Source organism: Pseudomonas sp. NFACC46-3, assembly GCF_900114515.1.
Taxonomy (GTDB): Bacteria; Pseudomonadota; Gammaproteobacteria; order Pseudomonadales; family Pseudomonadaceae; genus Aquipseudomonas; species Aquipseudomonas fluorescens_Q.
This window is the reverse complement of sequence record NZ_FOTH01000004.1, coordinates 109,006-134,000: the sequence shown is the minus strand read 5'-3', so window position 1 is coordinate 134,000 and position 24,995 is coordinate 109,006. Positions and strand designations below refer to the sequence as shown.

The window sequence follows — 24,995 nt, the reverse complement described above, 5'->3', positions numbered from 1 at the left end:
GCGCCGTGCCTTGCGCTTTGCCATGACGGGCTTGGTTGTCACCGTAGTCCATGTGGTGGCTGCCGTGCTGTTTGTGCACCTGATCCTGGCAAACCCGCCACTGGCCAATGGTTTCGCCTTTGTCGTGGCGACCGTGGTGTCGTACCTGGTCAACACCCTATGGAGCTTTTCCAGTCGCTTGCATGGCCGTACCCTTGGTCGTTTCGTGGTGGTATCGATCGGCGGGTTCGGGCTGGCGATGCTGGTGGCCTGGGGCGCCCAGCGCGTCGGCCTGGATTACCTGGCGGGCATCGCAGCCGTGGCGCTGATCATCCCGGTGTTCACCTTCATCCTGCATAATTTCTGGACGTATCGATGACCGTTCGTGGTGAGCGTTACTGGGGCTGCTTGTTGCCCATCCTGTTGGGCGCGCTGGCATTCCTGCTGGTGATCGGGCCACGGGTATTGGACCCCACGAACATCGCCTGGCTGGGGGAGGGCGATACGACAACCCATTACTTGGGCTGGGCGTTTTTCCGCAGTTCACCCTGGACCTTTCCGTTGGGCATGAACCCTTCCTATGGTTTGGAGTTGGGCAACGGCATCATTTTTTCCGATTCCAATCCGTTGCTGGCGTTCCTGTTCAAGCCCTTCAGCGGCTGGCTGCCCGAGACGTTCCAGTATTTTGGCCTGTGGTTGCTGGCCTGTTTCATCCTGCAAGCCTGGTTCGCCTGGAAACTGCTCGGCCTGCTGACGCCGTCACTGTGGATCAGGCTGTTGGGCGCCGGGTTGTTTGTGTTTTCGCCGCCGATGTTTCTGCGCATGGGCGGGCATCTGTCGTTGTCCGGGCATTTCCTGATTCTGGCGGCCTTGTACCTGGCGCTGCGTCCTGGTTTGCAGAAGCGACGGCTGGACTGGGGCGTGTTGTTGGCCGCGACAGCGTTGGTGCATGCCTACCTGTTGGCCATGGTGGCGTTGATCTGGCTGGCCGACCTCGCCAACCAGGCCATCAAGGGTCGCTTGTCCCGACGCGATGCCTTGATCGAGCTGAGCGGTTTGTTTTTGCTGGTTGCGTTCTGTTGCTGGCAGGCCGGTTATTTCAGTGTGGGTGGCGGGACCGTATCGGGTGGTTATGGCCTGTACCGCTTGAATGTACTGTCGCTGGTCGACCCCAGTGGCTGGTCCTACATCGTGCGGGACCTGCCCGAGGGGCCCGGGGACTATGAAGGGTTCAATTACCTGGGACTGGGAGTCCTGATCCTGGCGATCTGTGCCGCTGCGGCACTGCTGCAAGGCAATACCGGTCTGGTGAGTGCCGTGCGCCACAGAGGGTTGTTGCTGTGGGCGCTGTTCGGGTTGACGCTGTTTTCGCTGACCAACACCCTCGGTATCGGCGTGCTGGATGTGCATTACTGGCTGCCCGGAAGCCTGGAGAAGCTGGCGAATGTCTTTCGCGCGTCTGGCCGGATGTTCTGGCCGGTGTTCTACGCCATCGTATTTGCCGTCATTTTCCTGGTGATCCGCGGCAACAAACCACGGGCGGCGGCGTGTCTGTTGGCCATCGCCCTGCTGGTGCAAGTCCTGGATACCCGCGCTGGATGGGCAGGCCTGCGCCAGAGCCGGATGATGCCGGCCGCCTCCAGTTGGTCCACCTCCATGAATGATCCATTCTGGGCCAGTGCGGCCAGCCACTATTCGAAAGTCCGGACGCTGCTGCCGCAGAACCAGCCGGACAACTGGCTGCTGACTAGCCAATACGCCCTGAAGCATGGATTGGAAACCGATGGCGTGTACCTGGGGCGCATGGGCACCCGGGAGATCGAACAAGCCCAGCGACGCGCCGCGCAGATGCTTGCCAGCGGCGAGTATGCAGCGGATTCGCTGTACATCCTCGACCCTGGCGCCGCGCTCCAGGCGGCGAAGACCGTCAATCGCCAGACCGACCTGTTGACCCGTATCGATGGCCTCGTGGTGCTGGCGCCGGGTTGGAAGTCATGTGCCCAATGCCCATCGTTTGCCGACGAGACGCTGGACGTGCAGGTGAAGATCGGCGAGCGCCAGGTGTTCAGCCGAATCAACCCGATGTTGGCCAGTGGCTGGGGACGCGTCGAGGATTGGGGCACCTGGTCGGAAGGGACCGAGGCTGAGATTGTCTTGCGCATTGCGCCAGAAGCGCGCGTCCTCTCGATAGACGCGGCGGCGTTCGTGCAGCGCCCCCTGCATACGCGCCAGCGAGTGGACGTCTCGATCAACGGTGTGGCGGCGTTTTCGACGCAGTTCACGCGCCTGCAAGACAACACCCTTGAACTGCCCCTGACACCGGCTATTCGTGAAACGATGGGCACGGATGGGTCGTTGCGCGTGCATTTTCATTTACCCGATGCCATCAGCCCCAAGGCGCTGGGGCTGGGAGGTGATGAGCGAGTCATGGCGCTGGGGCTGAAATCGCTGATCGTGAGGTAGGGCTTTTTTCATTGTGGCGAGGGAGCTTGCTCCCGCTCGGTTGCGCAGCAACCGCAAAATCTTGGGGCCGCTTCGCAGCCCAGCGGGAGCAAGCTCCCTCGCCACAAAAGCAGGGTGCCGCTCCCAATTTCTTCGACGGTATTGCGCAGGCGCTTAACCTTTTTGCGCATAGACGCACAACCCCTGGCGTTTCTACACTGCAGCCAATCAAGGGATGGAGGGCAGTGGATGAACCGCAACGAATTGCGCAAGGCCGACATCAACCTGATGGTGGTTTTCGAAACGCTGATGCTTGAGCGTAACGTGACACGGGTGGCGGAAAAACTGTTCCTGGGCCAACCGACCATCAGCTCGGCCCTCAATCGTTTGCGCAAAATGTTCAACGACCCGTTGTTCATTCGCGTCGGTCACCGCATGGAGCCGACGGCCCGGGCTGAAGAAATCATTCGGCATCTGTCTCCGGCGCTCGATTCGCTGTCGGTGGCCTTGAGCCTGACCCACGATTTCGACCCCACCAGCAGCACCATGACGTTTCGCATCGGCCTGTCGGACGACGTCGAGTTCGGTCTCTTGCCGCCCCTGTTGAGCAGCCTGCGGCAAGAGGCGCCGAAAATCGTGTTCGTGGTCCAGCACGTCGATTACTGGCGCATCCCCGATTTGCTGGCATCGGGCGATATCACCGTGGGCATCAGCCAGACTCGCGGCCTGCCGGCCAACGCCAAGCGCAAATTGTTGCGACACATCCAGCCCCGCGTGTTGCGCGCCGATGCGTCGGACACGCCGCTGACCCTGGACGAGTATTGCGCGCGACCTCATGTGCTGGTGTCCCATACCGCGAACGTCGCCGGGTTTGTCGATGAATGGCTGGCCGAGATCGGACGCACACGCCAGGTCGTGCTGTCGGTGCCGCAATACAGCGCATTGCCGGCATTGCTGGCCGGCACTGACCTGATCGCCAGCTTGCCGGACTATACCGCCGCCGCCATGGCGGCTTCGGGGCAATTGTTCAACGAACCCTTTCCTTTCAAGACCCCGACCCTGGATTTGTCCATGGTCTGGCTGAGCCATGTCGACAGTGACCCGGCCGAGCGCTGGTTGCGGTCACGGTTGGAGGCCTTCATGGGCGAGCGTGGGCGCTCGGTACAACCCTGACACCGGCCCGCAGCGAAACAAAAACTGCCCCAACGTTTAAAGTCGGGGTAAGGTTGTGACGGCTGAAATCCCCTTGTCATATTTTCGAATCGGAGTCGAACACATGCCTCACCTGCACATGGAGTACACCGCCAACCTGCCCGAGCTGAAGGCCGATGTTGCATTGCTGCGCCTGAACAATGCGCTGGTGGCTTCTGGTCAATTCGCGGCCGAGCTGGACATCAAGAGCCGGGCCGTGAAGCTCGAGACGTTCCGGGTGGGCACGGGGCTGGGCGAGCGAGGTTTCGTGCATGTGAAGCTGGCCTTGCTAAGCGGTCGCTCGACGGAAATCAAGAAGCAACTGGCCGATAGCCTGCTGGCCGTGATCCAGGAACTGGGGCCATGGCCGGCCGACGTTAGCGTACAACTGTGCGTGGAAATCCTCGACATCGATCGAGGCCCGTATGCCAAGGCCTTGATCGGTCAATGACGTTCAGGTGTCGCGGGCGGAGCAGGCCTTGATGATCTGTTCGCGCAGCCAGGCGTTGGCACTGTCCTGATCGACGGCCAGGCTCCACTGCATGTTCAGGGTGAACCCCGGCAGGCCCTGGGGCGCTTCGTGATGATTGAAGATTGCCTCGTTGGCCAGCAATTTCTGGATACGGCGGGGCAGGGTCAGGATGAAGTCGGTGCCGGTGATCATCTTCAGTGCGGCACTGTAGCTGTTGGCGCGGGCGGCAATCTGGCGTTGTTGTGCCTGCTGCGACAGCCAGCCGTCCACCATGTTGGTCGCTGACGACCAGGGCGTCGGAAACACGTGTCGGCGCCGTACGAAAGACTGAAGGCTCAGTTGCGGTTCAAGTGGCGTCGCCCGTTTATCCACGACACAAACCAGGTCCTCCTCCAGCAACTGCCGGGATTTGAAATCGGCATGGTTGCTGTGGAAGTTCGGGCCGAAGCAGATCACCAGGTCCAGGCTGCCGTCGCGCAACTCTTCGGCGGGGATGTCGGCTTCGAGCTTGTGCACGTTCACCGCCACCGGCAGATTGGCGTAATCGAAGCCTTGCAGCAGTTGCGGCAGGATCAACTGTTCGAAATATTCCGGTGCGCAAATATTGAAGGTAATGGCTTGCCGGGTCGGATCGAAGGTGGGTGTACCGGCATGGCACAGGTTGATGCTTTGCAAAATGGCGCGCACATGCTCGTACATGCCCTCGGCCTTATAGGTGGGGCGCATGCCGGTGCGGGTGTTGATGAATAGCTCGTCTTCGAAACAGGTTCGCAGTTTCTTGAGGCAATAACTGACGGTTGACTGACTGACGCACAATGCCTCGGACACGCCGGTGACACTGCTTTGCTCGTACACGGCGCTAAACACCATGAGGTCTTGCATGTCGAGCTTTCTGAGGGAGTTACTGTTCAGCATCCGTTCTGTCTCTCGCTGTGCTCCTTGCGCGGATTTTGCGCAAACCAGGCCGATGATCCTAACGGAACGATCGTGCCAAGAGAATGCCAGGCAGGCGCTTTCATGGTCGGGAACGGGACAGATAATGTAGGGAACACGACGTGTCGATCAACGACTGTTTGGTTTGCCTATGTTTAGTTGGCTGCGATCCAAGCTCCATCAAATCCAGGTTTAACCTCCCAGGGTAGCGTGGGACGCTTGTCCGATGTGTTTCCTGTGATGCGCTCATGAACGGTTGGCCCCTGGCATTCCAATACCCTTCATCTGCCGCGGTCGATCCGGTCGGCCGGTTCACGCCTGCCATGGCCCCAACCCTCAGTGCGTTGCCCTCCGAGCTGGCCTTTTGGGCGCTCTGGCATTGCCGTCACGCCCGTCCTCCAGATACTCGTATGACCTGTTGATCATTCGCAGTGCTCGCTCAATGGCGAGCACAGACTGACGGTGCCTTGTCGCCCGTCCGACATGGAAATACGAGCCTTCTCATGAGCCTTGCCAAGATTTCTTTCGCTCCCGTGCAACACGCCGAGGCGTTCCTTGCGCAGAACCCTGATATCGAACTGTTCGAGCTGTTCATCCTCGACAACAACGGCGTGCCCCGGGGCAAGTTGTTGCATCGGGACGAGTTGCTGGCGGTTTTCGAAAGTGGCCGGCCACTGCCCAGTACGATTCTCGGGCTCACCGTCAATGGCGATGATGTGGAAAATTCCGGACTGGTGTGGGACGTCGGCGACATCGATTGCCGTGCCTACCCCCTCAGCGGCAGCTTGCAACGTATGCCCTGGCGATTGATTCCTACGGCCGCCGTGCAGGTCAGCATGCATCCCCAGGAGGGCATGCCGGCGACCATCGCCGATCCGCGTTATCTGCTCAGCCAGGTGATCGAGGCTTTACAGGCCGACGGCTATTACCCGGTGATGGCGGCGGAGCTGGAGTTTTATCTGCTGGACGCGCAACGCGACAGCCAAGGCCGGCCACAGCCAGCGCGGGACGCCGACGGTGGCCGACCGCGTGCCACCCAGGTCTACGGTTTGCGCGAGCTGGAGCAGATCGAGCCGTTCCTGGCCGACCTGTACGCTGCGTGCAAGCTGCAAGGCATTGCGGCCCGGACCGCCATTTCCGAATACGCACCGGGACAAGTGGAGATCACCCTTGAACACCGCAGCGATGCCTTGCAAGCCATGGATGAAGCGGTGCGCTACAAGCGACTGGTCAAGGGCGTGGCCCACAAGCACGGCATGCAGGCCTGCTTCATGGCCAAGCCGTTCGATCACTTGGCGGGCTCCGGCATGCACATGCATGTCAGCCTGGCGGACCGCGATGGCCACAATCTGTTTGCCAGTGAAGCCGCCGACGGCACGCCGCTGTTGCGCCATGCGGTGGGTGGGATGCTCGACACCTTGCTCGATTCGCTGTTGATGTTTTGCCCGAACGCCAACTCCTACCGGCGATTCCAAAGCAACAGCTACGCACCGCTGGCGGCGACCTGGGGCGTGGACAATCGCACCGTGAGCCTGAGGGTGCCGGGCGGCCCGGCGTTGTCGAGGCACATCGAGCATCGTATCTGCGGTGCCGATGCCAACCCTTACCTGGCTGCGGCGGCGATATTGGCCGGCATTCATCGCGGCCTACGTGAACAGTGCGATCCCGGGAAACCTGTCGAAGGCAACGGCTACGCCCAGGCGGCCGAGTTGCTGCCCACCGACTGGCTCACCACCCTGCGTGCCCTTGAGGCATCGGCCTGGGCGCGGGAAGCGTTTGGCGATGAGTTTCTTGGCGTTTATCTGGCGGTCAAGCGCGCCGAATACCGTCAATTCATGGCGGAAGTCGGGGAGCAGGACTGGCGCTGGTATCTGAATCAGGCTTAAGAATAGCTTCAAGCTGCAAGCTGATTGGCAAAGAAAGACTGCTCACTTAGGGCAGTCGAAAAAACGTGGCGAGGGAGCTTGCTCCCGCTTGAGTGCGAAGCACTCACAAAAAGGGGCTGCTACGCAGCCCCGCGGGAGCAAGCTCCCTCACCACGCATCACTTTTCTTTAGCACTGCAAGCTGGGTCGAGCTTGCCGCTTAAATAATTATTTAATAGCAACTTTTTCACGAAAAATTGATGGTGGGCTACCTAAAGTTTGTGCTGCCGTAGGAAATGAAGTTTTCACATTTTCCTGCGGCACTTATTTTTAAAAGAGCAACTTTCAGGAAATCGTCAACCATCATGCTGACCATTAAAGCGGTGCGCCCCGAGTGGGTGACACTGGCCGCCAGTGCCTTTTTGTTAGTGGGTTTCAACCTCGTTCTCTGGCAACACTTGCTGGCGATCACCACGGCTGACGCTCGTGGCCTGCTGATGTGCGTGGCGTTTGGCCTGATGATTTTCTGCGCGTTCAACCTGGTGTTGACGCTCGTGGCCTTCCGTCCGCTGCTCAAGCCCGTGCTGATGCTATTGTTCCTGATCAGTGCTGGTGTGGCATATTTCATGGCCCAATACGGTGTATTGATCGATGCGGGCATGTTGCGCAACTTTGCTGAAACCAATGCCACGGAAGTTCGTGATCTGTTGTCGCTGAAGTTGTTTATCTACCTCGGGTTATTGGGGGTGTTGCCTTGCTGGTTGTTATTCAAGACCCCGATCAGCTATCGTCGCTGGCCCAAAGAGTTATTAAGTAAGTTGCTGGTCGGCGTGGCGTCGGCCGCGGTAATCGGCATGGTCGCCCTGGCCAACTACCAAGGTTTGTCTTCGTTGTTTCGCAACCACCACGAGTTGCGTTTGATGGTCGTGCCGAGCAACTACATCGGTGCGTCGCTCGGCTATTTGCGTGAGCAGGTCGCGTCGGCCAAGCAGCCGTTCATCACCCTGGGCGAGGACGCGAGCCGCAACCCGGCCTGGCAAACCCACGGCCGCAAATCCCTGACCGTACTGGTGGTGGGCGAGAGTGCCCGGGCCGAGAACTTCGGCATCCTCGGCTATGACCGCGATACCACACCGACACTGGACAAAGAGGCCGGCCTGATCGCCTTTACCGATGTGCATTCCTGCGGCACGGAAACCGCCGTGTCTGTGCCCTGTATGTTTTCCAACATGGGGCGCAAGAACTATGACGCCAGCAAGGCCAAGAATGAAGAGGGTTTGCTGGACGTGCTCAAGCACGCCGGGCTGGAGGTGATCTGGCGGGACAACCAATCCGGCTGCAAGGGCACCTGTGATCGGGTCACGCTGCAGGACGTCAGCAATCTCAAGGACCCGGCCCTGTGCGCCAACAGTGAGTGCCGTGATGAAATCCTGCTCCAGGGTTTGCAGCATTTCATCGACACACTCGACAAGGACACGGTGCTGGTACTGCACCAGATGGGCAGCCACGGGCCGGAATACTTCAAGCGCTATCCCAAGGAATACGAGCATTTCACCCCGGTATGCGAAAGCAACGCGCTGAACAATTGCAGCCGCGAGAGCATCGTCAACGGCTACGACAACACGCTGGTGTACACCGATCATGTGCTCTCGACCCTGATCGATCTGTTGCGGGCCAACCAGGACAAGGTCGACACGGCCATGCTGTACCTGTCGGATCATGGCGAGTCCCTGGGCGAATACAACCTGTTTCTCCATGGCACGCCCTACATGCTCGCCCCGGAGCAACAGAAACACGTGGCAATGCTTGCCTGGTTTTCCGACAGCTATCAGAAATCTTTCTCGGTCGACACCCATTGCCTGCAACTGAGTCGGCAAAAGCCCTTAAGCCAGGACAACCTGTTTCATTCGATGCTCGGGCTGCTGGAAGTCAACAGCCAGGTCTACAACCGGGACCTGGACCTGTTCGCCAGCTGTCGCGGCGCGGTGATTGACGGTGTCCTGGCACGAGAGTGATGGCCTGGACCTTTTTTTCACGCAGTGTTGGTTAACCTGTCATTCAATCTTTTCCAAGAGCCGTTCGTATGTCCGGGCTACCCCCATCCACCGTCGAGCTTGAGTTCGCCAGGCAGCATGACCAGGAGCATGCTCAGGTCTGCTGTGGGCCGACGCCTCGACGATTGCGCCTGGCGTTCTGGCGCGACGAGCACATGGTACGCAATGCCCTGAAGGTGGCGGGCGAGCCCGGGTTGGTGCTGGATGTGGCCTGTGGCGCGGGACGATTCTGGCCGGTGCTGGCCGAGCACGCCAACCGGGTGATCCTGGCGGCGGACCCGTCGCCGGACATGCTCGAACATGCGCTCACTCACCATGGCGGCGCGTTGCTCCAACGGGTCAAGACCTTCCCGAGTTCAGCGTTCACGCTCGGGCTGTCGGCCAACGCGGTGGATTGTATTCTCTGTCTGCAACTGTTTCGCCACGTCAGCGCCAGCGAGCATCGCCTGGCGCTGTTGCGCGAATTTCATCGGGTCAGTCGCGACACGGTGATCGTTTCGGTGCAAATCGAAGGCCGCCTCAAGATCGGCCAGGCGCCGCGACGGAGCCTGGCCGACAAGGCAGATGTGGAAGCCGAGTTCCGCCAGGCCGGTTTCAGCGTGCTTTGGTACCAGGATTTCCTGCCCGGTTTTGCCCTGACGCGTGTTTATGTGTTGCGTAAGACCGGTTAAGTCTTGATGTAGGACTATTCTTGCTTTTTCGCAGGCGATTTCTCTCAGGCGGCTGCTCTATGGATGCTCGCAATCGCCGGCGGCGATATATACTGCGCGCCATTCTTCAAGGGAGAGCCGTGTGGCCATCGATATTCACTGGATTCGCGACAACGATAGCCTCGGTCAGTTTTGCGCCGAGTGGCAGCAGTTGCCATTCGTCGCCCTCGACACCGAATTCATGCGGGTCGACACTTTTTACCCTATTGCCGGTTTATTGCAGATCGGCGACGGCAAGCGTGCCTACCTGATCGACCCCTTGACCATCGACAATTGGCAACCCTTGGCCGCACTACTGGAAAACCCGGCGGTGCTCAAGGTGTTGCACGCCTGCAGCGAAGACCTTGAAGTGCTGCTGCGCCTGACCGGCAGCCTGCCTGCGCCGCTGTTCGATACGCAATTGGCCGCCGCCTACCTGAACCTGGGTTTCTCCATGGGCTATTCGCGGCTGGTGCAGGAAGTGCTGGGTATCGAGTTGCCCAAGGGCGAGACCCGTTCCGACTGGCTGCAACGGCCCCTGTCCGAGACGCAGATCAGCTACGCGGCAGAGGATGCCGTGCACCTGGCAGAAGTTTTCGTACTGCTGCGCCCGAAGCTTTCCGACGAAAAATACCGTTGGGTCCTGGAAGACGGCGCCGAACTGGTGGCCAACCTGCGTCGCGAGGTCGACCCGTACGAGGTCTACCGCGAGGCCAAGCTCGCCTGGAAACTGTCCCGCGCCCAATTGGCCGTGCTGCGCGAGCTGTGCGCCTGGCGCGAACGCGAGGCGCGGGCCCGTGACCTGCCGCGCAATCGCATCATTCGCGAGCATTCGCTGTGGCCCCTGGCCCGTACCCAGCCGGATAACCTTGGCGCGTTGGCGAAGATCGAAGACATGCACCCGCGCACCGTGCGCCAGGACGGCCAGTTTCTGCTGGACCTGATCCAGCGCGCCGCCAGCGTGCCGCCCGAGCAATGGCCGCCGGCCGTGGCCGAGCCACTGCCCATCGAGGCCTCGGCCCTGGTCAAGCGTCTGCGGGCGCTGGGGCAGGCTGAAGCCGAGCGCCTGGAAATCGCCCCGGAGCTGATGCTGCGCAAGAAAACCCTCGAAGCGCTGATCAAGAGCGGCTTCCCCGAGGGCCCTTACCAATTGCCCGATTCGCTGCGTGGCTGGCGCCGCGAATTGATGGGCCAGGCGCTGCTCGACAGCCTGGCCACTGCCGGAGAACAGCCTTGAAACGTATCTGCTCCATCTATCGAAGCTCGAAGAAAAACGAGATGTACCTGTATGTGCTCAAGAGCGATGCCTTGGAGCGCGTGCCTGAGCCGTTGATGGCCGCCTTTGGCAAGGCGATCCATGCCTTCGACCTGGTCCTGAGCCCCGAGCGGGCGCTGTCACGGGAGGACATCAACAAAGTGCTGGAAAACCTCGACACCCAGGGCTATCACTTGCAAATGCCGCCGGCCGAAGATGAGTACATCGAGCATTTGCCCGAAGAGTTGTTGCGCCGCAACGACCCGGTCTGACGGTCTCTGAGGCACCTGTTCTGGGTGCCTCTGGAAAAACACTGGAAGGGTTTATTGACGACGATCGTATGGATGGAGCGACACTCTATCGGCGGTTGTCTGCACTGTTTTTGAAAGGTTTGATTCATGCGCGTTCTGATTGCCGAACACGACCACCCGGTGTACGCCCAGCTTCTGCGTCAGGCGGCACCCGATATTGAAGTCCTGACCAGCGGCGACTCCGCCGAATTGTCGCGACTGGCCACCGATTGCCCGGTCTGGCTCGGCCAGCCTGATCTGCTGGCCACCCTGTTGCGTCAGGGCCATAGACCCAACTGGCTGCAATCGACCTGGGCGGGTATCACGCCGTTGTTGGCCGAAGGCTTGACGCGCAACTACCGCCTGACCCGTGCGGTGGGCATTTTCGGCCAGGTGATGGCCGAATACGTGCTGACCTACATGCTCGGCCACGAGCGTGAGGTGCTGGCACGGCTGGTCAGCCAGGTCGAGCGCAAGTGGGACAACCGCCAGGGGCAAAGCCTGGCCGGGCGCAAGGTGTTGATCGTCGGGACCGGTGATATCGGTCAGCGTGTGGCGCAGTTCCTCGTGCCGTTTGGTGTGCAACTGTACGGTGTGGCCAGTGAAGCGCGAGCGTTGGCGCCGTTCATCGAAGTCGGGGCGCTGAAGGATCTGCCGCGCTTGGTGGGTGAGGCGGATTACGTGATCAATTTGCTGCCCAACACACCCGATACCCATGATGTGTACGACGCGGCGCTATTCAAGCAATTCAAGCCGACCGGGTTGTTCATCAACGTCGGCCGTGGCGTGGCGGTGGTGGATGCGGACCTGGTGCAAGCCCTGAAGGACGGGCACCTGGCCGGTGCGGTGATCGACGTCTGCCGTCAGGAGCCATTGCCACAGCGCCACCCCTTCTGGACCGCCTGGGGCCTGCTGCTGACCGGCCACAGCTCGGCACCGACCTCGCCGCCGATGATGGTGCAGTTGTTCCTGGAAAACCTGCGGGCCTATCAGGCCGGTGAGGCGCTACGCGGGGAAGTGGATTTCAGCCGGGGTTACTGACTTTCTTCCCGCTCCGGGTTACGCCGTTCACTTAAGGTTTGTGTGAACCCAACCCTGTGGCGAGGGAGCTTGCTCCCGCTGGGCTGCGAAGCAGCCCCAAAACCTAAGCACGCGGTGCATCAGATTGTCCGAGCCGGCTGATTCAGGGCTGCTGCGCAGCCCAACGGGAGCAAGCTCCCTCGCCACGGGAAGTGCCGTTCTTATGTGAATGGTTTGTTCACATGAAGGGGCAGGGTTACAGGGTGAAGTCGCCCTCAGCCACCAGTTCGCTCAACGGCCGGCGCGGGCTTGGGGTTTCGCGGGCCTGGAGGTATTCGGCCAGTGTCGATTTGTCCCCCAGCTTGCCAATCGCCACGGCGGCGTGCAGGGCGTAGCCTTCCGGGATCTTCAGTTCCTTGCGGGTCAACGCCTGGTCGAAACCGGCCATGCCATGGGTGTGCCAGCCGCTGAGGCTGGCTTGCAGCGCCAGGTGGCCCCAGGCCGCACCCGTATCGAAGGTGTGGGACTGTGCAGGGGTTTCTTCGGTGGCTCCGGGAACGGCGAAGGTGGTTTTCGAAACAATGATCACCAGTGCCGAGGCGTGTTGGGCCCAGCTGCGGTTGAATTCATTGAGCAGGCCCAGGAAACGCTCCCAATTCGGCGTGTCGCGGCGCGCATACAGGAAGCGCCATGGCTGGGAGTTGTACGCCGACGGCGCCCAGCGTGCAGCTTCGAAGAAGCCCAGCAGGGTTTCTTCGGCAATGGTCTCGCCGGTAAAGGCACGGGGCGACCAGCGCTCGATGAATTGAGGGTGAATCGCGTAATCGGCAATGCGGGGATTGGCACTCATGGGCTTACCTGGCTGGGGTTTGGAAAGTCAATGAAACAACCTACGTCCCGCCGCCCGGGCTGACAAGTCCCGGCCTACCGACAGTCGCCAATGCTTGGCCTGAAGAGGCCCGGGCACTAGACTGTCGGCCTTTTCACCACCTGATGTTGATGCTTGAGCCATGGCCGCCAAAGTCGAACCGTTCTGGAAACGCAAAACCCTCGATCAGCTCGATCTGCAGGAATGGGAATCGCTGTGCGACGGCTGTGGCCTGTGCTGCCTGCAAAAACTCGAAGACGAAGACGACAACAGCGTTTACTACACGCGCATCGCCTGCAAACTGCTGGACCTGAAAACCTGCCAGTGCTCCGACTATCCCAACCGCCGCGACTTTGTCCCCGATTGCATCCAGCTCACGCCGGGCAAGGCCGATGAATTCAAATGGCTGCCGCCGACCTGCGGTTATCGGCTGGTTAGCGAGGGCAAGGACTTGCCGTTGTGGCACCACCTGGTCTGCGGTGATCGCGATGCGGTGCACCACGAACGCATTTCCCAGTCCGGGCGTATGCTGGCCGAAGGCAGCGTGCCGGAAGACGATTGGGAAGATCATCTGATTTTCCGCGCCGGCTGAGCCGTCGGGCGGCGCGCCCCAGGGAGAACCCATGGCTGCAGGATTGAAACGGATGCTGGCCGCCGGGCTGCTGGCGATGTGCGGGCCGCTGTGGGCGGCGCAGAAAGTCGATCTGGATTATCACGTGCACCTGTTGCCCCTGAGCGATCAGGCCGAGGTGCGTCTGACCCTGGCCCGGGGGGCGGCGGTGCGTAGCCTGGATTTCGACCTCGGCGACGGCAGTCGCTACAGCGATTTCAAGGCCGACGGCCAATGGCAACTCACTCCCGGCAAAGAGGCGCGAGGTGTCTGGCGGCCGGCAGCGGACAAGGCCAGCCTGAGCTACCGCGTGCGCATCAGCCATGCGCGCAAGAACGCCACCTTCGAAACCCGCATGACCCCGACGTGGGCGTTGCTGCGCGGCGACGACCTGGTGCCATCGGCCAGGCTCGACCAGCAGGACGGCGTAGAACTGGTGGCCCGTCTTGAAGTTGAATTGCCCAATGGCTGGAAAAGCATCGAGACGCCCTGGCCGCGCATCGGCAAGCAACGCTTTCGCATCGACAACCCCTCGCGCCTGTTCGACCGCCCTACGGGCTGGATGCTCGCCGGCAAACTGGGTAGCCGCCGCACCCGCCTGGGCGAAACTGAGGTGACGGTCGCCTCGCCCCAGGGCCAAGGCATGCGCCGGATGGATGTGCTGACGCTGCTGACATTCGTCTGGCCGCAGGTACAAGCACTGGTGCCGCGCCATCCGGCCAAGTTGCTGATTGTCGGCGCCGGCGATCCGTTGTGGCGTGGCGCCCAGGCCGGTCATGACTCGATCTACCTGCACAGCCGTCCGCCGCTGGTCAGCGAGCGGGGCAGTAGCCCATTGCTGCGGGAGTTGGTGCAGGCGCTCGCCCGGGTCAACGATCATGATCGCAGCGATTGGATCAGCGAAGGGCTGACCGAGTACTACGCCATCGAACTGCTGCGCCGCGCCGGCGGCCTGAGTGATGAGCGCTATCAGACCTTGAACGACCGGCTCGCCCGCGACAGCAAGGGCATCACCACCTTGCGCGGCGAACAGATCAGCTCGGCGGCGGTGGCCCAGGCGGTGTTGCTGTTGCAGGAACTGGACCGCGAGATTCGCCTGAAAACCCGTAACAAACGTTCGCTGGATGATGTGTTGCAGGCGGCGATGCGGTTGGAAACGGTCGATACCAAAGAGTTTGTGCAGCTCAGTGAGAGCGTTCTGGGTGGGGCCTCTACTGTGCTGGATACCCGGTTACTTCAGTGACACCGCCATCGCGAGCAAGCTCTCCCACATTGGGTTTTCGGCGTTCACAAAACATGTGGGAGCGAGCTTGCTCGCGAAGGGGCCATCAGCGGCGCTGCAAAAATCAGAGTCCAACCTTCGGCGAATCCAACGAATCATTCCCCGTCACCGTAGCCGTGCCAGTTGCCGCCTCGGCATTGGCCTTCAGGCGGCTCAGCTCATCACCGGCCTGTTCGATGCGAGCGCGGGCGTTGCTGAGGTTCTGCCGGTTCTTTTCCAACAAGGCCTTGGCCGAGCAATGCCCGGTGATCCCCCGCGCCAGCGCCATGCCGCCGATCGCCAGTTGAGCCAGGCCGAGCACACCGCCACGGCGCAAGCCCTTGCCCATCATCAGCACACCGCCGGCCAGCGAGCCAATGCGTTCCCAACCATGCACGTTTTGTGGCGGATGGGATTGGAAAGGGGTGGTCTCAATCGGCTCGAACGGATTGTTATCGCTCATGATCTGTCTCCAGTATGGGGATTGGTATAAAGCTGACTGCCCGAGCGATTGCCTTGTTCAATCGAATGTTGCACCGATCAGCGGAATTGCGGCCCCGAACGGGTGTTGTTGCCTTTGGCCATGCGGTCATACAGCACGACGTTGACGGTGGCGGCCAGGTTCATGCAGCCGGTGGTGGGGATGTACACCACATCCTCACACCAATCGCGAATGTCCTTGTCCAGCGAGCCGTCTTCCGGGCCAAAAATGTACAGCGCTCGGTCCGGGTGAGTGTATTCGGGCAGTGGGCGAGCGCCTTCCACCAGTTCCACGGCCACCGGCACACAGCCCAGGGGCAGGATTTTCTTCAGGTCGTCGATACCGATCAGCGGAATGTCGTAGTGGACTTTCTTGGTGTCGGTGACGAAGTCGGCGGCTCGCTCATAGCGCTTGCCGGTGTAGAACACCGACGCCACGCCGTAGCAGCCGGCGGCACGCATGACCGAACCGACGTTTTCCGGTGACTTGGGGTTGAACAGACCGATGCAGCTATAGCGTTTGTTGGCCACGGGCGGGGTGCCTTTGGGGAAAAGGCGCGATTATACGGGGAATGGGGCTGCGTGTTCAGTTTGTGAGTGGGGGGTGATGGTCGGTTACCTGTTCACGAACCTGACCAATCGGTAACGTCCCCGCCAGCGTTGTGACAGGCACCAGTCGTTATGGTTTGCCTGACAAATGACTGCCGGAGTTCCTCATGAAAACCCTTGATGCCTTGCTCGCCGTTTCGATCCTGTCCCTTTCTTCCCTTGCCTTGGCGGAAGGCGGAGGTGACCGGGTTTATGGCCAGATGATCCAGAACAATCAACAAGCCATGGCGCAATACGCCGTCGAAAACGGCAAAGCCATCGCCGAAATCGTTCATTACGAATACGGCATGAAACTCGATGTTAAAAAAGTGGTGAGCATTACACCGGCCAATAAAGGCTGTGGTGTCGGACCGTCGCGCATGACCTACGAAGACTCGAACGGCAAGCTCAATACCCTGGAATATAGGCTCCTGGGTGATAACTGTCCGAATGGCGGCTGATTACCGTCTCGTTTGTTCTCCTTTGGTTTTGAGACGGTCAGGCGCCCTGGTGGCGCCTGTTTTTTATGGGCGCCGGATTATTGTGCTGGCGTGTTACGCAACCTCAAGGCATTGAACACCACCGATGCCGAACTCACGCTCATGGCGATGGCGGCAATCATGGGCGAGAGCAGGTGACCGGTCAGGGGGTACAGCAGGCCGGCCGCCAACGGAATACCCATCGAGTTATAGAGGAAGGCAAAGCCGAGGTTCTGGCGCATGTTTCTAACGGTTGCCACCGAAAGGGTGCGGGCCCGCAAGATCCCCATCAAATCGCCTTTTACCAAGGTCAGCTGGGCGCTGTTCATCGCCACGTCCGTGCCTGTACCCATGGCAATGCCTACGTTCGCCCGAGCCAGGGCGGGCGCATCGTTTATTCCGTCACCCGCCATCGCGACCTGGCGGCCATCGCGCTGCAGGTCCGCCACCAGACGTTCCTTGTCCTCGGGTTTGACTTCGCCATGGACCTCTTCAATGCCCATCTCCCTGGCCACGGCGCGTGCCGTGGTGAGGCCGTCGCCGGTGGCCATGATGATTGTGATGTCGTGAGCCTTGAGCCTGCTGACCGCTTCCCTGGAGGTTGGCTTGATCGGGTCCGAGACGCCCAGCAGCCCGGCCAGTACTCCGTCGACCGCCATGTAGATAATGCTGATGCCTTGCGCGCGTAGCTGCTCGGCCTGCTGTTGCAGTGGGCTGACGCTGATGCTGGCGGCGTTCATCAGGGCGGTATTGCCCAAGTGGATCTGTTTGCCGTCCACCCGGCCACTGACACCGATGCCGCTGCCGGATTCAAATGAAGCCGGCTTGATCAGTTCAAGATGCTCGGCTCGTGCGTGATCGACGATGGCGTGGGCCAGGGGATGTTCGCTGCCCTGGTCGAGGCTGGCGGCCAACAGCAGCACCTGGCGGTCGTCGAAGCCCTGGGTGGCTTTCACGCTGTGAAAGGCCGGGCGCCCTTCGGTCAGGGTGCCGGTCTTATCGACGATCAGCGTGTCGATCCTGCATAAGTTCTCGATGGCGCTGGCGTCCCGGAAAAGCACGCCCAGGCTGGCAGCCTTGCCGGTGGACACCATGATCGACATGGGGGTTGCGAGTCCCAGCGCGCAGGGGCAGGCGATGATCAGCACGGCGACGGCGTTGATCAGCCCGAAGACCCAGCCAGGTTCGGGGCCTAACAGCCCCCAGCCGAAAAAGGTCAGTACGGCGATGGCAATCACGCCCATGACGAAATAGCCAGCGATCACGTCGGCCATGCGCTGCATAGGCGCTTTCGAGCGCTGGGCCCGGGCGACCATCTGGACAATTTGCGCCAGGACGGTCTCGGCGCCGACCTTCTGCGCCGTCATCACCAAGCTACCGTGGGAGTTGATCGTGGCGCCGATCAGGTTGTCCCCGGCGCGTTTGATCACCGGAACCGGCTCGCCGGTGAGCATCGACTCGTCAACGGCGCTTTCTCCTTCGAGTACCGTACCATCGACCGGGACCTTTTCACCGGGCCTGATCCGCAGGTGGTCACCCTGATGGACGTGGGCCAGGGGAATGTCTTGTTCCTGGCCATCGGCATTGATCCGGCGCGCGGTTTTGGGGGACAGCCCCAGCAGCGACTTGATGGCGGCCGACGTCTGCGAGCGTGCCTTGAACTCCAGCATCTGCCCCAGCAAGGTAAGGGAGATGATCACTGCGGCGGCTTCAAAGTAGACGCCGATACGCCCCTCTTGCACGAATGTGGTGGGGAATCCTCCCGGCCAAAACGTGGCGGCGACACTGTAGAGATAGGCCGCCGCGGTGCCCAGGCCAATCAGGGTCCACATGTTCGGGCTACGCTGGCGAACAGAGGCCACTGCCCGTACAAAAAACGGCCAGCCTGCCCACAGGACCACGGGTGTCGCCAGGAAAAACTCGATGAGATTTTGCGTTGCACCGTGAAACAGCGACAAAGCGTGCCCCGCCATGGCGAGCACCGTGACGATCACCGTCAACGGCAGTGACCACCAGAAGCGGCGCGTGAAGTCCTTGAGTTCTGGATTGTCCTCTTCTTCCAGCGCGGGCATCACCGGCTCCAGCGTCATGCCACACTTGGGGCAGGTGCCGGGGCCGGGTTGGCGTATTTCCGGGTGCATGGGGCAGGTGTATTCAGTCGCCATGTCGCCGCTGGGCGCTGGAGCACTGTGGTGAAGGTGCGCTGGAACGTCTGGCATGGCTAGGGGCCTTCCTGATCCCTGCGGTTGACGGGTGGTTGGCCATGTCGTCCATGACCGCCATGGCCGTGGCCGTGTCCGAAGATATGCATCAAGGGACATATCAGGAGAATCAGGTACGGCCAATTCGCCGCGATGTGGCTGAAGTGTTCTCGCGCCAGATAGAAGAGGCCGATGGCCAACAACATGATCAATACAATGCCGGTCTTGCCCCGCCAGAATGGCGTAGCACCCGCAGGGGGTTGATGAGTGTTCATGGTGTCGCTCCTTCAGGCCGGGCGAGCCACCGCCATCGATAACCACAGAATAGGCAGGGAGGGCTTTGGCAGATTGATATTCATCAACCTTGGCTTACTTGACCTGCAAATGAGGGAAGTAGCGGGCATGCTAAAGGTGCGAAGCTGTCAGCGACCTGACGGGGGCATTGCAGATTTGTCAGCTGGACCATGAAAGCGGCACAGGCAGCCGCCCCACAGTCGAGCAGGCCACTTTTGGCGAGGGGATTTGATCTGTGGAGCAACACTTTGCAGCGCAAGATAAACCCACTCGCACAACGGCTAATTACTCGTCCTTCTTCATCAACCCGGCCAGTGCGGCGAAGGGGTTGTGGGTCGCCTTGGCGATTTTCGGAGTGCTCAGGGAGCCGTCGCCGAAATATTGCTGGTCGGTGTAGCGCGAGTGTTCGTTGTCGTGGCAGTACAGGCACAGCAGTTCCCAGTTGGAACCGTCCTGCGGGTTGTTGTCGTGGTTGTGGTCGCGGTGGTGAACGGTCAGTTCGCTCAGGCGCTTGCCGGAAAACTCACGGGCGCAGCGGCCACAGACATGGGGGTACATTTTCAGGGCTTTGTCGCGGTAGCCCATCTCCCGGTCGCGCTGGGCATCGGCGAGGATGCGGTCCAGCTTGGCGGTGTTGGACGGTGGCGTTGACGAACTCATGGGTTCACCTTTGTAGACAAGACGGATGACGGTTGGACAGAGTTTAGCTCAGCCCTTGAGCTTCTCGGCAATCCAGATGGTGTGGCGGGTGCCTTTGTTGCCATGGGCGAACACTTGCACCTCTTCGGCCTTGAAGCCGGCCTTCTTCAGCTTGTCGGAAAACTGCCGGTCAGCGCTGGCCGACCACACCGCCAGCACGCCCTTGGGCCGCAGGGCCTTGGCGCAGGCGGCCAGGCCTCCAGCCGAATACAGCCAACTGTTGGCTTTCTGGGTCAGGCCTTCCGGGCCATTGTCGACATCGAGCATGATCGCGTCGAACCCCTGGGGCTCGGCTTGCAGGACCTTGGCGACGTCTTCCATGCGGATCACTGTGCGTGGATCCGACAACGGCCGCCCGGCCTTTTCACCCAGGGGGCCACGGTTCCACTCCACCACGCCGGGCACGAGTTCGGCCACCACCACTTCGGCGGTCTTGCCCAGGTGCTTGAGGGCCGAGGCGAGGGTGAACCCCATGCCGAGGCCGCCGATCAGCACGCGCGAGCCGGGACGACCGGCGACCTTGCGGCAAGGAATCTCTGCCAGGGCGTCTTCGGAACCGTGCATGCGGGTGTTCATCAACTGCCCGCCGTCACCGCCCTGGATCTTGATGACGAAGTCTTCCCCGTACTCGAATAGGCACAGGGCACCGCCGTTATCAGGGATGGGCGTGGTGTCGAGTAGAACGAAACGTTTCATGGAAATCTCGTAGGAGGGCAAACCGCGCGGTAACGACTAGCCTTAAAGCAGACAATAGCCACGGAGCCATTGATGAAGTGCATCATTCTAACGGCCATTGCCCTGGCGGCGCTCTCAATAAGTTGCGCCCAGGCTCAACAACCGACGATTCCAGTCAACCCGCCCAGCATCCCCGGATCGCCTGGCACCGCCACTCCCATGCCCTATCCGCCGGTCACGCCCAACGGGGTGCCCAAGGTTGGCCCCGGAAGCGGCGGACCGCCCTTGCTGCCCCCCATCGAAATGCCCAAGCCGCCCAAGGACCAGCCGATACCGGGCATGGAGCCCAAGCCAGTGAAGGCCAAGTCGCCGGGAGGATAAATCGACAAGACGACGCATTCACCTGTGGGAGCGAGCTTGCTCGCGATAGCGGTGTGTCCGTCGGCTTCAATGCTGGCTGATCCGCCGCCATCGCGCGAGCAAGCTCGCTCCCACTGGGTTTATGTGTTGTTGTCAGACCTGCTGCGACAGCAACTGACCATCGGCCATGCGCAGGCGCTTGGACAGGGAGACGGCGAGGGCGCGGATGATCTTGGCGGCGATCTTGGGGGCGTCGTTGAGCATTTTTTCCAGGGAGTCCTTGCCCAGGTTCAGCAACTGGCAATCGCTGGCGGCGATGCAACTGGCCGAGCGCCGTTCGCCGTCGAGCACGGCCATTTCGCCGAATGCCCGGCCGCTGCGCAGCGTGGCGATGGTCACGGGTTGGCCGTCGGGGCCGGTTTTCTGCACGGCTACCTGGCCGGTGTGGATGATGCACATGAAGCTGCCGGCATCGCCCTCGTGGAAAATCGCTTCGCCCTGGGCGATGGCGCTGATGCTGAAATAGCCCGACGCCGCGGCGAAGTCCACAGGCAGCAACTGGTCGAACAGACCGCAGTCCATCAGCCAGTCGCGGATTTCTTTGTTCAGTAAGGTCGGTTCTGACATGTTGGCACGGTCTTTTTCTTGTGTGTGTTGCAGGTTCAGTTTGGCCCGGGTGTAAAAAGATCCATGGTAGATCCCCTGTGGGAGCGAGCTTGCTCCCACCGTTATTTGATCCGGGATGCCCGGCGCATGGAGCTAAGACCCGGCCATCCCACAGAGTTCCTCAGACCACCCCCAAAACCTTCAAGACAAATGCATATTCGAGCGCTACGTCACGCAATCCCTGGTAACGCCCGCTCATTCCGCCGTGGCCGGCGCCCAGTTCGGTCTTGAGCAGCAGGGGGTGGTCGTCGGTCTTGGTGGCGCGCAATTTCGCCACCCACTTGGCCGCTTCCCAGTACTGCACACGGCTGTCGTTGTAACCGGCGATCACCAGCAGCGCTGGGTACGCCTGGGCGCTGACGTTTTCGTACGGGGCGTAGGCTCGGATCCGATCATAAACGTCCGGCTCCTCTGGATTGCCCCATTCATCGTACTCGGTGACGGTCAGCGGCAAGTCCGGGTCGAGCATGGTGTTGAGCACGTCGACGAACGGCACCTCGGCAATCGCAACCTTGAACAGCTCCGGGCGTTGATTGAGCACCGCGCCGATCAGCAGGCCACCGGCGCTGCCGCCGCTGATCGCCAGTTGTTCGGCGGTGGTGAAGCCGTTGGCGATCAAATGCTCGGCACAGGCGATGAAATCGCCGAACGTGTTGTGCTTGTGTTCCTGCTTGCCGGCGCGATACCAGGCTTCACCCAGCTCGCCGCCGCCGCGCACATGGGCGATGGCAAACGCTACGCCGCGGTCAAGCAGGCTCAGCCGCGAATGGGAAAACCACGGGTCGAGGCTTTCGCCATAGGCACCGTAGCCGTACAGGTACAGTGGTACCGGCCGGCCGAGGGCTTCGCGCTTGACCACCAGGCTGATGGGCACTTGTGTGCCGTCTGGCGCCGTGGCCCACAGCCGTTGGCTGACGTAGGCATCGGCGTCGAACGGGCCCAGTACCGGGGTTTGCTTGAGCACGACCTGTGCGCCGCTGGCCAGGTCCAACTGGCGGATCTGCGCCGGACGGTTCAGGGCCTCGTAGCGCAGGCGAATGCGCTCGCTGACGAACTCCAGGCTGTTTTGCACATGCAGGCTGTAGGCCGCGTCCGGCAGTTGCACCCGATAGGCCGGCAAGCCTTGCGGGTGAACCTCGATGATCGGCAGGCCGCCTTCGCGCAGGCTCAAGGTCATGGCCCCGGCGTTCAGGCTCAGGCCGTCGATCATCACCGTGTCGCTGTGGGGGATCAGGTTCTGCCAGTCGGCCTCGGTCGGCGCCACGCCTGTGTCGGCGGCCTGGTACAGGGCGAAGTTGATTCCGTCGCGGTTGCTGCGGATCAACCAGGTCCATTGGCCATCGAGCAGGCCGTGGTCGACGTCGTATTCATGGTTTTCCACGCGGGGCGCCAGGCAGGTAAAGGGGCGCTGCGGTTGCGCAGCGTCCAGTACCCAGACTTCGCTGGTGGTCTTGCTGCCCAGGGACAGGATCAACTGCTTTTCCGAACTCGAACGATAGCAATGCAGGAAGAAACGCCCGTCCGGCTCGTGGAACACCTCTTCGGCGGCAGTGCCGTCCAGGCGATAGCGCCAGAGTTTGTGGGGGCGATGGGTGTCGTCCAACTCGCCGAAAAACAGCGTCAGGCTGTCGTTGGCCCAGGTCATGCTGCCGTCGCAATCGGCGAAGGACAGTTCGCTGACCTTGTCGTTGGACAATTCCTTCACGAACAGGGTGTAGATCTCATCGCCCGTGGTGTCCAGGCTGTAGGCCAGGCGCTGGTGGTCAGGGCTGATGCTGAAAGCGCCCAGGGAAAAGAAGCCGCCGCCGGCCAGCACGTTCGGGTCCAGCAACAGTTGTTCACGGCTTTCATCCACGTTCAGGCTGTCATCGGCCGGACGCGGGCAGCGGTAGTGGCGCGGGTATTCGTCACCGGCCGTGGTACGGGTGTAATACAGGTACGGGCCCCAAGGCGAGGGCAGTGACAGGTCGGTCTCGAGAATCCGACCCTTGATCTCCTGGAACAGGGTTTCGCGCAGTTCGGCCTGGTCGGCGAGTTGCGCCTCCTGGTAGCTGTTTTCCGCCTTGAGGTAGTCGAGCACGGCGTCGGTGTCGCGTTCCTGCAGCCAGGCGTATGGGTCAACACCGGGGTCCTTGCGGGCAATCGGGGCGTTGGAAACGTGGGCAGATAGGGACATGAAAGGCTCTCGAACGTTGTACGAAAAGGGACACATGGCCTGGACAGAACCAACCACACAGGCCATTCGCCAGACGCCGGGGCAGCCTGACGAGCGAAAAGCCGTTACTATAAGCGCCTCTTTGCCTGCCTTGCCATGGACACCATGACCGAGAATGACTATCTGATCGCCTGGGGCCTCTACGCCTTCGCCGCCCTGGGCTGCCTGTTGGTATGGATGCGCATGACCCGCTGGATGTGGCGCTGGTTGCGCGAATCGCTGCGGTTGCTGCTGGCGGTGCTGCTGTTTTGCCCTACCATCGTAGATCCGGTGAAGGACAAGGTCGCCCCGGCCCTGGCTATTGTTGCCCTGGACGTGCTGTTCAAAGTCGGCAACAACGTCTGGCGGGCGGCTTCCGATCTGCTCATGTACGGCATGATCGCCTTCGGTCTCTACTTCATTTTGGTGCTGATCCGCTTTCCCATCGAGCGGGCCGCCAACGCTCGCAAGGAACGGGCCGCCGCCGCAAAAGCCGCCGCTGCGGTCGATGAGCCGGAGGACGAGGCACCGTTTGGCGTGGCCGGTGATGACCGTTACGGTCGCCCGCCCGTGCCGAGCAACCCCCAGCGTTCGCGTATCGAACCGCGCCTGTAACCGGGCCTGCCCCTTGAAGCGAGAGTTCGAGCATGTGTGAGTTATTGGGCATGAGCGCCAATGTGCCGACCGACATCGTGTTCAGCTTCACCGGGCTGATGCAGCGCGGCGGCAAGACCGGGCCGCATCGGGACGGTTGGGGCATCGCCTTCTACGAGGGCCGTGGCCTGCGCCTGTTCCAGGACCCGGCCGCCAGCAGCGAATCGGAAGTGGCGAACCTGGTGCAGCGCTATCCGATCAAGAGCGAAGTGGTGATCGGGCATATTCGCCAAGCCAACGTCGGCAAGGTCTGCCTGTCCAATACGCACCCGTTCGTGCGTGAGTTGTGGGGCCGCAACTGGTGTTTTGCCCACAATGGCCAACTCGCCGATTTCCAGCCGGGCGTGAGCTTCTACCGCCCGGTGGGCGATACCGACAGCGAAGCGGCTTTCTGCGATCTGCTCAACCGTGTGCGCCAGGCCTTCCCCGAACCGGTGGAGGTGGAACAATTGCTACCGTCGCTGATCGAGGCCTGCGCCGAATACCGCAGCAAAGGCGTGTTCAATTGCTTGCTCAGCGATGGCGACTGGCTGTTCTGCTATTGCTCGACCAAACTGGCCCAGATCACCCGTCGCGCGCCGTTCGGCCCGGCTCGGCTCAAGGATGTGGATGTGATAGTCGATTTCCAGGCTGAAACCACGCCCAACGACGTGGTCACGGTGATCGCCACCGAACCGTTGACCGAAAACGAAACCTGGACCCGCTACGAACCGGGCCAATGGAGCCTGTGGCGACGCGGCGAATGCGTCAGCCACGGCCGGACCGAATAAGGACGTC

The 24,995-nt window shown here is 61.2% G+C and carries 26 protein-coding genes; 16 read left to right on the top strand and 10 right to left on the bottom strand.

All coding sequences use genetic code 11. From position 1 onward, the window contains the following. Positions 1-22 precede the first annotated feature (22 nt). From BM300_RS07435 to BM300_RS07420, 4 genes are all read left to right on the top strand, one after another. On the top strand, positions 23-358 hold the full coding sequence (locus BM300_RS07435; RefSeq protein ID WP_063325150.1) for a GtrA family protein: 336 nt from the start codon (positions 23-25) through the stop codon (positions 356-358). Beyond that, positions 355-2,442 carry a DUF6311 domain-containing protein gene (locus BM300_RS07430; protein ID WP_092462441.1) on the top strand — a complete coding sequence of 696 codons (2,088 nt, stop codon included), beginning with the start codon at positions 355-357 and terminating at the stop codon, positions 2,440-2,442. Before BM300_RS07435 ends, BM300_RS07430 begins: the two co-directional genes overlap by 4 nt. 228 nt (positions 2,443-2,670) lie before the next feature. Further along, on the top strand, positions 2,671-3,594 hold the full coding sequence (locus BM300_RS07425) for a LysR family transcriptional regulator (protein ID WP_092224877.1): 924 nt from the start codon (positions 2,671-2,673) through the stop codon (positions 3,592-3,594). A 103-nt stretch (positions 3,595-3,697) separates the two neighbouring features. Then, a complete protein-coding gene (locus BM300_RS07420) occupies positions 3,698-4,063 on the top strand; it encodes a 5-carboxymethyl-2-hydroxymuconate Delta-isomerase (protein WP_063322511.1) in 366 nt (121 codons plus the stop codon). 3 nt (positions 4,064-4,066) lie between these two features. Here BM300_RS07420 and BM300_RS07415 read toward each other — a convergent pair whose 3' ends face one another. Beyond that, complete coding sequence (locus BM300_RS07415; protein WP_092462440.1) at positions 4,067-4,999, bottom strand: LysR family transcriptional regulator; 933 nt, start codon at positions 4,997-4,999, stop codon at positions 4,067-4,069. Positions 5,000-5,535: 536 nt separating this feature from the next. Between BM300_RS07415 and BM300_RS07410 the strand changes: the two genes are divergently transcribed. The 6 genes from BM300_RS07410 to BM300_RS07385 all read left to right on the top strand — a co-directional run bounded on the left by BM300_RS07410 (position 5,536) and on the right by BM300_RS07385 (position 12,210). Next, entirely contained in the window at positions 5,536-6,903 is a 1,368-nt protein-coding gene (locus BM300_RS07410) for a glutamine synthetase family protein (RefSeq protein WP_170862030.1), read from the top strand. 343 nt (positions 6,904-7,246) lie between these two features. Further along, entirely contained in the window at positions 7,247-8,896 is a 1,650-nt protein-coding gene (locus BM300_RS07405) for a phosphoethanolamine transferase (protein WP_092462438.1), read from the top strand. A 68-nt stretch (positions 8,897-8,964) separates the two neighbouring features. Continuing rightward, positions 8,965-9,606: a class I SAM-dependent methyltransferase gene (locus BM300_RS07400; RefSeq protein ID WP_092462436.1), complete on the top strand. Its 642-nt coding sequence runs from the start codon at positions 8,965-8,967 to the stop codon at positions 9,604-9,606. A gap of 121 nt (positions 9,607-9,727) precedes the next feature. Next, positions 9,728-10,861 carry a ribonuclease D gene (gene rnd / locus BM300_RS07395; RefSeq protein WP_003198851.1) on the top strand — a complete coding sequence of 378 codons (1,134 nt, stop codon included), beginning with the start codon at positions 9,728-9,730 and terminating at the stop codon, positions 10,859-10,861. Further along, entirely contained in the window at positions 10,858-11,151 is a 294-nt protein-coding gene (locus BM300_RS07390) for a YcgL domain-containing protein (RefSeq protein ID WP_003198853.1), read from the top strand. Before rnd ends, BM300_RS07390 begins: the two co-directional genes overlap by 4 nt. A gap of 126 nt (positions 11,152-11,277) precedes the next feature. Next, positions 11,278-12,210: a D-2-hydroxyacid dehydrogenase gene (locus BM300_RS07385; protein ID WP_092462434.1), complete on the top strand. Its 933-nt coding sequence runs from the start codon at positions 11,278-11,280 to the stop codon at positions 12,208-12,210. Positions 12,211-12,445: 235 nt separating this feature from the next. Here the strand turns inward: BM300_RS07385 and BM300_RS07380 are convergent, their stop codons facing one another. Then, positions 12,446-13,039, bottom strand: coding sequence for a nitroreductase family protein (locus BM300_RS07380; RefSeq protein ID WP_063322505.1), 594 nt, complete (start codon positions 13,037-13,039; stop codon positions 12,446-12,448). Positions 13,040-13,199: 160 nt separating this feature from the next. On the opposite strand from BM300_RS07380, the gene BM300_RS07375 reads away from it, so the two are divergent. Together BM300_RS07375 and BM300_RS07370 are read left to right on the top strand one after the other, a co-directional pair. Then, entirely contained in the window at positions 13,200-13,649 is a 450-nt protein-coding gene (locus BM300_RS07375; protein WP_063322504.1) for a YcgN family cysteine cluster protein, read from the top strand. A gap of 31 nt (positions 13,650-13,680) precedes the next feature. Beyond that, positions 13,681-14,910 carry a hypothetical protein gene (locus BM300_RS07370; RefSeq protein ID WP_092224869.1) on the top strand — a complete coding sequence of 410 codons (1,230 nt, stop codon included), beginning with the start codon at positions 13,681-13,683 and terminating at the stop codon, positions 14,908-14,910. 103 nt (positions 14,911-15,013) lie between these two features. Here the strand turns inward: BM300_RS07370 and BM300_RS07365 are convergent, their stop codons facing one another. Then, positions 15,014-15,391 (bottom strand): YgaP family membrane protein, encoded by a 378-nt coding sequence (locus BM300_RS07365; protein WP_003198860.1) that lies wholly within the window; start codon positions 15,389-15,391, stop codon positions 15,014-15,016. A 77-nt stretch (positions 15,392-15,468) separates the two neighbouring features. Continuing rightward, a complete protein-coding gene (locus tag BM300_RS07360; protein ID WP_003198862.1) occupies positions 15,469-15,939 on the bottom strand; it encodes an RNA methyltransferase in 471 nt (156 codons plus the stop codon). 185 nt (positions 15,940-16,124) lie between these two features. Between BM300_RS07360 and BM300_RS07355 the strand changes: the two genes are divergently transcribed. After that, the gene (locus tag BM300_RS07355; RefSeq protein WP_063322500.1) at positions 16,125-16,457 is read left to right on the top strand and encodes a DUF2790 domain-containing protein; all 333 of its coding nucleotides are present in this window, start codon (positions 16,125-16,127) and stop codon (positions 16,455-16,457) included. Positions 16,458-16,534: 77 nt separating this feature from the next. On the opposite strand, the gene BM300_RS07350 is transcribed toward BM300_RS07355, so the two are convergent. From BM300_RS07350 to BM300_RS07330, 4 genes are all read right to left on the bottom strand, one after another. Continuing rightward, a complete protein-coding gene (locus tag BM300_RS07350; RefSeq protein WP_092462432.1) occupies positions 16,535-18,694 on the bottom strand; it encodes a copper-transporting P-type ATPase in 2,160 nt (719 codons plus the stop codon). Between the two features lie 2 nt (positions 18,695-18,696). Beyond that, the gene (locus BM300_RS07345) at positions 18,697-18,951 is read right to left on the bottom strand and encodes a DUF2933 domain-containing protein (protein WP_018607538.1); all 255 of its coding nucleotides are present in this window, start codon (positions 18,949-18,951) and stop codon (positions 18,697-18,699) included. 304 nt (positions 18,952-19,255) lie between these two features. Beyond that, positions 19,256-19,630: a YajD family HNH nuclease gene (locus BM300_RS07335; RefSeq protein WP_003184246.1), complete on the bottom strand. Its 375-nt coding sequence runs from the start codon at positions 19,628-19,630 to the stop codon at positions 19,256-19,258. 48 nt (positions 19,631-19,678) lie between these two features. Next, positions 19,679-20,365: a spermidine synthase gene (locus tag BM300_RS07330; protein WP_003184244.1), complete on the bottom strand. Its 687-nt coding sequence runs from the start codon at positions 20,363-20,365 to the stop codon at positions 19,679-19,681. 72 nt (positions 20,366-20,437) lie between these two features. Here BM300_RS07330 and BM300_RS07325 point away from each other — a divergent pair, with 72 nt between their 5' ends. Beyond that, positions 20,438-20,725 (top strand): hypothetical protein, encoded by a 288-nt coding sequence (locus BM300_RS07325; RefSeq protein ID WP_063322496.1) that lies wholly within the window; start codon positions 20,438-20,440, stop codon positions 20,723-20,725. Between the two features lie 132 nt (positions 20,726-20,857). On the opposite strand, the gene BM300_RS07320 is transcribed toward BM300_RS07325, so the two are convergent. Beyond that, on the bottom strand, positions 20,858-21,331 hold the full coding sequence (locus tag BM300_RS07320; protein ID WP_063325148.1) for a cyclic nucleotide-binding domain-containing protein: 474 nt from the start codon (positions 21,329-21,331) through the stop codon (positions 20,858-20,860). Positions 21,332-21,491: 160 nt separating this feature from the next. Then, on the bottom strand, positions 21,492-23,546 hold the full coding sequence (locus BM300_RS07315; protein ID WP_092148536.1) for a S9 family peptidase: 2,055 nt from the start codon (positions 23,544-23,546) through the stop codon (positions 21,492-21,494). Between the two features lie 135 nt (positions 23,547-23,681). Here BM300_RS07315 and BM300_RS07310 point away from each other — a divergent pair, with 135 nt between their 5' ends. Both BM300_RS07310 and BM300_RS07305 read left to right on the top strand, forming a co-directional pair. Further along, the gene (locus BM300_RS07310; RefSeq protein WP_092148533.1) at positions 23,682-24,179 is read left to right on the top strand and encodes an MFS transporter; all 498 of its coding nucleotides are present in this window, start codon (positions 23,682-23,684) and stop codon (positions 24,177-24,179) included. Positions 24,180-24,211: 32 nt separating this feature from the next. Further along, a complete protein-coding gene (locus BM300_RS07305; protein WP_003198875.1) occupies positions 24,212-24,988 on the top strand; it encodes a class II glutamine amidotransferase in 777 nt (258 codons plus the stop codon). Positions 24,989-24,995 lie beyond the last annotated feature (7 nt).